The organism is Leptospira kemamanensis (assembly GCF_004769665.1).
In the GTDB taxonomy this organism is placed as follows: Bacteria; Spirochaetota; Leptospiria; order Leptospirales; family Leptospiraceae; genus Leptospira_A; species Leptospira_A kemamanensis.
Map to the genome: position 1 here is coordinate 216,977 of NZ_RQGG01000010.1, position 7,326 is coordinate 224,302.

Annotated in this window: 7 protein-coding genes; all 7 read left to right on the top strand. The window is 37.9% G+C overall.

Annotated features, from left to right (window positions below; all coding sequences use genetic code 11):
• Positions 1 to 10 precede the first annotated feature (10 nt).
• The 7 genes from EHQ59_RS04425 to EHQ59_RS04455 all read left to right on the top strand — a co-directional run bounded on the left by EHQ59_RS04425 (position 11) and on the right by EHQ59_RS04455 (position 7,233).
• A complete protein-coding gene (locus EHQ59_RS04425; protein ID WP_135617932.1) occupies positions 11 to 1,033 on the top strand; it encodes a hypothetical protein in 1,023 nt (340 codons plus the stop codon).
• Positions 993 to 1,523 carry a FlgO family outer membrane protein gene (locus EHQ59_RS04430; protein ID WP_135617953.1) on the top strand — a complete coding sequence of 177 codons (531 nt, stop codon included), beginning with the start codon at positions 993 to 995 and terminating at the stop codon, positions 1,521 to 1,523. The genes EHQ59_RS04425 and EHQ59_RS04430 overlap by 41 nt, the downstream gene beginning before the upstream one ends.
• Positions 1,524 to 1,632: 109 nt before the next feature.
• Positions 1,633 to 3,888, top strand: coding sequence for an aconitate hydratase (locus EHQ59_RS04435; RefSeq protein WP_135617933.1), 2,256 nt, complete (start codon positions 1,633 to 1,635; stop codon positions 3,886 to 3,888).
• Between the two features lie 115 nt (positions 3,889 to 4,003).
• The gene (locus EHQ59_RS04440) at positions 4,004 to 5,179 is read left to right on the top strand and encodes a hypothetical protein (RefSeq protein WP_135617954.1); all 1,176 of its coding nucleotides are present in this window, start codon (positions 4,004 to 4,006) and stop codon (positions 5,177 to 5,179) included.
• Positions 5,179 to 5,856 (top strand): class I SAM-dependent methyltransferase, encoded by a 678-nt coding sequence (locus EHQ59_RS04445; protein ID WP_135617934.1) that lies wholly within the window; start codon positions 5,179 to 5,181, stop codon positions 5,854 to 5,856. The genes EHQ59_RS04440 and EHQ59_RS04445 overlap by 1 nt, the downstream gene beginning before the upstream one ends.
• A gap of 112 nt (positions 5,857 to 5,968) precedes the next feature.
• Positions 5,969 to 6,652, top strand: coding sequence for a nicotinamide riboside transporter PnuC (gene pnuC / locus EHQ59_RS04450; RefSeq protein WP_425270116.1), 684 nt, complete (start codon positions 5,969 to 5,971; stop codon positions 6,650 to 6,652).
• A 74-nt stretch (positions 6,653 to 6,726) separates the two neighbouring features.
• Positions 6,727 to 7,233, top strand: coding sequence for a hypothetical protein (locus EHQ59_RS04455; protein WP_135617936.1), 507 nt, complete (start codon positions 6,727 to 6,729; stop codon positions 7,231 to 7,233).
• The last annotated feature ends 93 nt before the right edge of the window (positions 7,234 to 7,326 follow it).

Sequence of the window (7,326 nt, forward strand, 5' to 3'; positions counted from 1 at the left end):
CAGTTTCTTTATGCATTCCCCACAAACGTCTCTTTTTGTATCACTGTTTTCTGGATTGGGTCTTCTTGGGGTTGTGATCTTTACACCCATTCAAGAAAACCAAGTCAAAAAATTGGACAATGCCACAAAACCAGCGTTTGTTGAAAAAGATTCTTCTAATCGTTCAATCCCATGGAACGGTCATTCTGGGCAATCGAGAAGTTCTGAATTCGAAATAGATAACAACGATAAGTTGATTTCTCTTGTTCTTAACGGAAATCAATTAGAAACACAAAAAAAAAACTTAAAACGTTATTTCAATTCTTATCCTTCCACAAGATTTGATTTTGATTTCACTCCTGCTACGTATTCTGTTTTAGACGCAAAACTCAGTGGTGAACCTGCTTTGTCACAAACTTTGTTTTCCACTTCAACACACCCATCCACTACGATGATTTTTCGCCAGTTGGAGACAAACAAGCGCACGTTATACGATCCTAAGCAATTGTTCGAATACCAAGGTAATTTTGCAGCTTCCTCATTTTTGAATGTACAAACTTCCGTATATAATGTAAAAACAGAAAATCCAGTTTCATCTTATGGGGCAGAGGGTGGTAAATTTTCTTTTTTTTTCGGCAGTGACAAAATCCAACTCAACGTTCGTTATAATTATGTGAACCAAAGGCCAAATGCATCCAATAATCAAATTGGAATTGTGCCATCACAAGATATTGCTTCGCTTGGTTTTATTTTTTATTTAGGTTCCTCCAAAAACTATTCCTTGTATGTGGGGAACCAAATTTTTAATGTCTTTAATGATCCGCTTCTCCGTGTGAGAGACCAGAATGGTCGGTCTCCCGAAACTTTTTCTGCATCATTTCGTGGGAAACATACTGGAAATCACAAAACCACATTTTTTCTAAATTTCCAAAACCAATTTTATAAAGATGGTGTCCTCTATGGAGTACCTGGTGGATATATGGTAGGAAATACCTTCAATGGGAAATCGTTTTATGAATATGTTACTTCACTTGGGATGGAACTTGCGTTTTAAATTTTTTATTATCTTCTTTTTTTTAAGTTTCTTTAGCGCATGTTATTTGGGTGAAGAACGTGAGTCCAAACCGAAAAAACCACCCACACCACCTTTAGAACAATTGGCTCTCTCTCTTTCGGAAAATGGATTTTATTTTCAGCCACAACGATTGGTGGTATTAACATTTTTAGACAATGAAGGGAAAAAAAGTCCCTACGGCGAAATCCTCGCTGAAAAACTGACAACAGAACTTGTCAAAAAGGATAGATTCCTTGTTTTGGATCGACTCGCCAACCATAAGGTATTAAAAGAAGCAGGTCTTGGTTTGGACTCTCCAACGGACACTGCCACCTTGCGCAAAATAGGTGAGGTTTTGAAATTAGATGTAATCATCACGGGAATTGTGACACCTTATCAAGATGGAGTTTTTGTCAACACACGGCTCATCGAAATCAAAACAGGCCTCATCCTAAAAGCCGATGAAGTGTATGTCCGTATTGACGGATAATCCCAATCCACTTCGCCAAAAGAACCAATTTTACTGATTTTAGCTTCTGTAGTTTAATTTTCGATTGATTCCCTTTTTTCCTACGGTCTGATAGGTATAAGAGGTTCAGATGGCATTTGATATAGAAATGATCGCGGCTCGTTATTCCAAAATGGAAGCGGCCATCACACAAGCCAGGAAGATTGTGGGTCGACCCCTCACTCTCACAGAAAAGATTTTATACAACCACCTTTGGGATGGAAATCCTTCCAAAAGTTTTGGACGTGGTGCTGATTACGTTGACTTTGCACCAGACCGAGTGGCCATGCAAGATGCAACAGCTCAAATGGCTCTTTTGCAGTTTATGCAAGCAGGCCGAAAAAAAGTGGCAGTCCCTTCTACCGTTCACTGTGACCACTTGATTACAGCAAAAGAAGAATCGGGAAAAGACCTTGGTGTTGCTGTCACAGAAAACAAAGAAGTTTATGATTTTTTATCTTCCGTTTCCAATAAATATGGAATTGGATTCTGGAAACCAGGTGCTGGGATCATCCACCAAGTCGTTTTAGAAAACTATGCCTTCCCTGGTGGAATGATGATTGGAACAGACTCCCACACAGTAAACGCGGGTGGTCTTGGTATGGTTGCCATCGGTGTTGGTGGAGCTGATGCTTGTGATGTGATGGCGGGACTTCCATGGGAGCTCAAATGGCCAAAAGCAATCGGTGTCAAACTCACAGGAAAACTGAATGGTTGGACATCCGCAAAAGACGTCATTTTAAAAGTAGCAGGGATCCTCACAGTGAAAGGGGGAACTGGTGCGATTGTAGAATACTTTGGTCCAGGTGCGGAAGCTCTTTCTTGTACAGGTAAAGGTACAATTTGTAACATGGGTGCTGAAATTGGTGCCACCACTTCCACATTTGGATATGATGCTTCTATGGAACGATACCTACGTTCTACTAACAGGAGTGATGTGGCAGATCTTGCCAACAAGTACAAAGCACACTTAACTGCTGATCCTGAAGTGTATGCAGACCCAGCAAAATACTTTGACCAAGTGATCGAAATCGACCTCGACACTCTTGAGCCATACGTGAATGGTCCATTCACTCCAGACCTTGCGACTCCTATTTCCAAAATGAAAGAAGAGGCAACGAAAAATGGTTGGCCACTCAAAGTAGAAGTTGGTCTTATCGGATCTTGTACAAACTCCTCTTATGAAGACATCTCTCGTGCGGCTTCCCTTGCCAAACAAGTGGCTTCCAAAGGTCTCAAAACCAAAGCAGAATTTACCATCACACCAGGTTCGGAACTCGTAAGGTATACGATTGCACGGGATGGATTTATCGATACCTTCCACAAAATTGGTGCAAAAGTATTTTCCAATGCTTGTGGACCTTGTATTGGAATGTGGTCACGTGTTGGTGCTGAGAAAAAGGAAAAAAACACAATTGTTCACTCCTTCAATCGTAACTTCCAAGCACGACAAGACGGAAACCCAAACACTTACGCTTTTGTGGCATCACCAGAAATCACAACAGCACTTGCGATTGCAGGGGATTTAGGTTTTAACCCACTCACTGATACTCTTGTGAATGAAAAAGGAGAGAAGGTAAAACTCGATCCTCCTACCGGGGAAGAACTTCCTAACAAAGGTTTTGCGGTTGAAGATGCAGGTTATGTGGCTCCAGCAGCAGATGGATCTGGGGTTCAAGTCATAGTTGATCCAGGTTCCACTAGACTCCAACTCCTTGCTCCATTCAAAGCTTGGGAAGGCACTGACCTAAAAGGTTTGAAACTCCTCATCAAAGCAAAAGGGAAATGTACAACAGACCATATCTCCATGGCAGGTCCTTGGTTAAAATTCCGTGGTCACTTGGATAATATTTCCAATAACCTTCTCATTGGTGCGACAAACTTCTTCAATGGCAAAACCAATGAAGTCAAAAACCAAATCACTGGAAATTACGAACCAGTTCCGCAAACCCAAAGAGCTTACAAAGCACAAGGGATCGGATCGATTGTGGTGGGAGATGAAAACTACGGGGAAGGTTCTTCTCGCGAACACGCAGCGATGGAGCCAAGGCATTTAGGTGTAAGAGCAGTACTTGTAAAATCGTTTGCTCGTATTCACGAAACAAACTTAAAAAAACAAGGGATGCTTGCACTTACGTTTGCCAACAAAGATGATTACGATAAAATCCAAGAAGACGATTCCATCGACATCATCGGACTCACTTCTTTCCAAGAGGGAAAACCACTTAGTTTGGTTTTAAATCATAAAGATGGAAAAAAAGATGAGATCCAAGTGAACCATACCTACAATGCGCAACAAATCGAATGGTTCAAAGCAGGTGCTGCTTTGAATTTGATGAAAGCGTAAAACAACTCGATAAAACACTTGCCAGAGTTATTTCTGGCAAGTTCTTCCTTACATGCCAACTCCGAAACCCAAAACAAAATCATCGTTAAAAAAAGGTTCCGATCCCGAAACTACAATGACAAATTCGGCTGCCAAATCCAAAAAAGAGAATGCCTCTGTCGGACAAAAAACGATAGAAGAAACCTTAGTCTGGACAGGGGAATCTTCGAACCAAACCAAAGCACAAAAAGAATTCAATGATGCGCTTCGTAAACATAAAGAAACCCTGGAACGTTCGAGAGAAATTGAACCTTTATTCCAATTAGTAAATGAAACCTATTTAAATGTTGTTTTGCCAGAGCTAAACAAACAAAAACAATTAGAAAGAGAACGTTTTGAACTGATGTGTTCCATTTTACTCGAAGAAAAACTTTCCTTTGGCAAAATGCAAAGAGAGTTTTTACGACGGTATTTATTGGATATGTGTAACGACTCTTTGGCGGAAGACCCCGAGTTTTATACTCCATTTCGAGACCAGTTAGAAACCAAATTTGAAAAATTAGAACGGATTCGTTACAAAAACCAAATGGAGTCCCGGATCAAACAAACCTTTGGAATGGACATTGATTTGGATGATTTCAATCGCACCCAATTTGATTCAGATGAAGAAAGGGAATCTCACGAAGAAAAGTATAGAGACTTTCGTGAGAAATACGAAGAATATAGAGCAGAGTATTTTCGAAAATCAAAGTCTGGATTCAAAGACAAAAAGAAATCGAAAGCACAATTGGACAAAGAAAAAAAACAATTAGAAGCAGAACGGTTGTTAAGTACTGACATCAATACCTTATTCAAAAACTTAGCGAAACTCATTCATCCTGACAAAGAACAAAATCCTGTTTTGCGCGAAAAAAAAGCAAAACTGATGACCAAACTCTCTGGTGCCAGAGACAATATGAACATTGCCGAAATTTTGGAAATCAAACTCCAGGTAGACGAACTCATCCCAAACCAACAAACCAATGTGTCCTTCCATGATACTTCGATCAAACGATTCGTTGGGATCATCAAATCGAAAATTCGAGACTTGGAAGATTCGATTAAACAAAGGTTTTTTTCACACCCACTTATGGCTGATTATCCTGCCAGTAAAATCACAAAAGAAACTTTGGATGTGTATTTAAAACGAGTGAAACAAGACAATCAAATGGTGACAAAGGCATATCAAAAAGAAGTGGATCAGTTAACCAAAGAACCAAAGTACATAAAAGAGATGATTAAAGAACTGCAAAGTTTAGGAGTCCAATTCTAATGAAAGGATTTTTAAAACAAAAAGAAGTTGGTATCGGCAAAAACGGCAAAAAGTTTGGGAGCGAATACTGGTCTGAAATTTATGGAAGTGGTCTCGATGTAGACGGCTCTTATAACGCCAAACAACATGCAGACTATTTAAAGTCTCTTTTCCAACTTATGGAAATTCCAGTTTACAAAATTGCAGACTTTGGGTTTGGGAAGGGGATCCTTCTTCGTGAAATGGTGAAAACATTTTCTCCTGTTAAAGTGTATGCGGTGGATGCTTCAAAAGAAGCCTATGAGGAACTCAAAAAAAAAGACTGGGTCAAACGTTCAGATAAATTTCATATTTACCATGAATCATTGGAAACATTAGTTTTGCCAAAATTGGAAAAAGAACCAGTTGAACTCGGGATTTGTAATTCAGTCATCCAATACTTACCTGATAGTCAGATACCTGAAGTTTTAGAAAAAATGGCTAAGTATTGTAATTATTTATATTTTACGGTGCCAACAAACGAAGACTATGCGGTGATGAAAAAAGAAATGTCCTTTGTTGACCCGTATGCTTTTTCGCGCACCAAAAAGAAGTATAGAAAATGGATCGAAAGAGATTTCGAAATTGTCGGTTACAATTTATTACAAAGCAAATGGCTTGGGGAAAAAGGTTTTAAAGAAGATTTCTTTCGGATTTGAGCGAGTAGGAAACGAAACCCACTTTTTTCGGTATTCCTTTGTTATGTTTGGAATTCATTTTTAAACTTGTTTTGAATCTGATAGAAAAAATAGAAATTCACTTTATTTAGAAATGATGTTAGACCTACGATTTCTCAAAGAACTTTTCTCTTTAGACTATACGATCTTTGTTTGGTTAGGATATCCTTTGTCCTTACTGGAATTACTAGGCACTACTTCCGGACTAATTTGTGTGTATTTAGCTTCCAGAAATCATATCCTCACCTGGCCAATTGGAATCTTTAACTCTATTTGTTTTTTCTTTTTATTTTACCAAATCCAATTGTATTCAGACATGTTGTTACAAATCTATTTTTTTGGATCCAGTATCTATGGATGGATCATTTGGAGGAAACGAACAGGCCAGTTCACGAAGATTGTTTCATTAGGGCGAAAAATGAATTTGTTTTTAATGTTTCTTATACTCGTGGGAACTTTTGGTCTTGGGTATCTTACAAAACATTTGCCAGTTTTGTTTCCTCAAATATTTCAAAAACCACCTGACTTTTTATATTGGGATGCGTTTACTACAGTCACAAGCATCATTGCCAATTTACTGCTCGCCCAAAGAAAATTGGAATCTTGGTTTTTGTGGGTTCTTGTAGATATCGTTTGTATTGTTTTGTATTCTCTAAAGAATATTCCTTTTGTGACCATCGAATATGTAATCTTTCTTCTCATTGCGTTTTATGGATGTTGGCATTGGTACAAAGAATATCAAGAAAATCGAAAATTTGAAACCAATTTTACAAGCTAAAGGCTGTTGGTTCGGAATTAAAAGATTTAATTTCCTTCCCCAAGTTAGTTGACAACGCTTGAGTAAATGTAAAAATGAAAATCGATCATTGTTTTGGAGCAATGACTAAGATGACAAAATTTAGAAATATAAAGGGAATCAATTTTGTAAAAATAATATCTCTATTTATATTTCTACTTCTAATCTCAAGGAACTATAAAGAAATTAAAAATGTTACGAAACTGTATTTGAATTACAGTGATATGGCAAATATTTATTCCAACTTCATTACTGATAGAGATGCAACTTCAATTATTAAAGAATTGGAGGAGGTATCAGAGCCGATCCGAAATCACTTCAACCAAATGATTTATGTTATACCAGAATTCATGAATCCAAACTTAGTGGATTCCCATCAAGCAATTGCCTTCGCATTACTACCTTGTAGAACGAAACTAGTTGCAGATTTCAGAAAAGAAAATCTGGAGAATGCTGATTTCCTGATAGTTTACAATAAGAAATTAAGTGAATTAGAAGGTTCAAATAATTATAAAACTAAAAACCAATCGAATTTTTACACTCTTTTATGGAAGATAAAATGAAGTTTACGTCTATTGTATTGCTCCAGTTCAGATGAAACGGTAATTTTAAAGTCCTAAATTAAGCTAATCCCAATTACCGAAAATGGAGATTAG

Excerpts from the sequence above, each read along its gene's own strand:
- EHQ59_RS04425 (WP_135617932.1), top strand. The coding sequence starts at position 11 with ATGCATTCCCCACAAACGTCTCTTTTTGTATCACTGTTTTCTGGATTG.
- EHQ59_RS04430 (WP_135617953.1), top strand. The coding sequence starts at position 993 with ATGAATATGTTACTTCACTTGGGATGGAACTTGCGTTTTAAATTTTTT.
- EHQ59_RS04435 (WP_135617933.1), top strand. The coding sequence starts at position 1,633 with ATGGCATTTGATATAGAAATGATCGCGGCTCGTTATTCCAAAATGGAA.
- EHQ59_RS04440 (WP_135617954.1), top strand. The coding sequence starts at position 4,004 with ATGACAAATTCGGCTGCCAAATCCAAAAAAGAGAATGCCTCTGTCGGA.
- EHQ59_RS04445 (WP_135617934.1), top strand. The coding sequence starts at position 5,179 with ATGAAAGGATTTTTAAAACAAAAAGAAGTTGGTATCGGCAAAAACGGC.
- pnuC (WP_425270116.1), top strand. The coding sequence starts at position 5,969 with ATGATGTTAGACCTACGATTTCTCAAAGAACTTTTCTCTTTAGACTAT.
- EHQ59_RS04455 (WP_135617936.1), top strand. The coding sequence starts at position 6,727 with ATGAAAATCGATCATTGTTTTGGAGCAATGACTAAGATGACAAAATTT.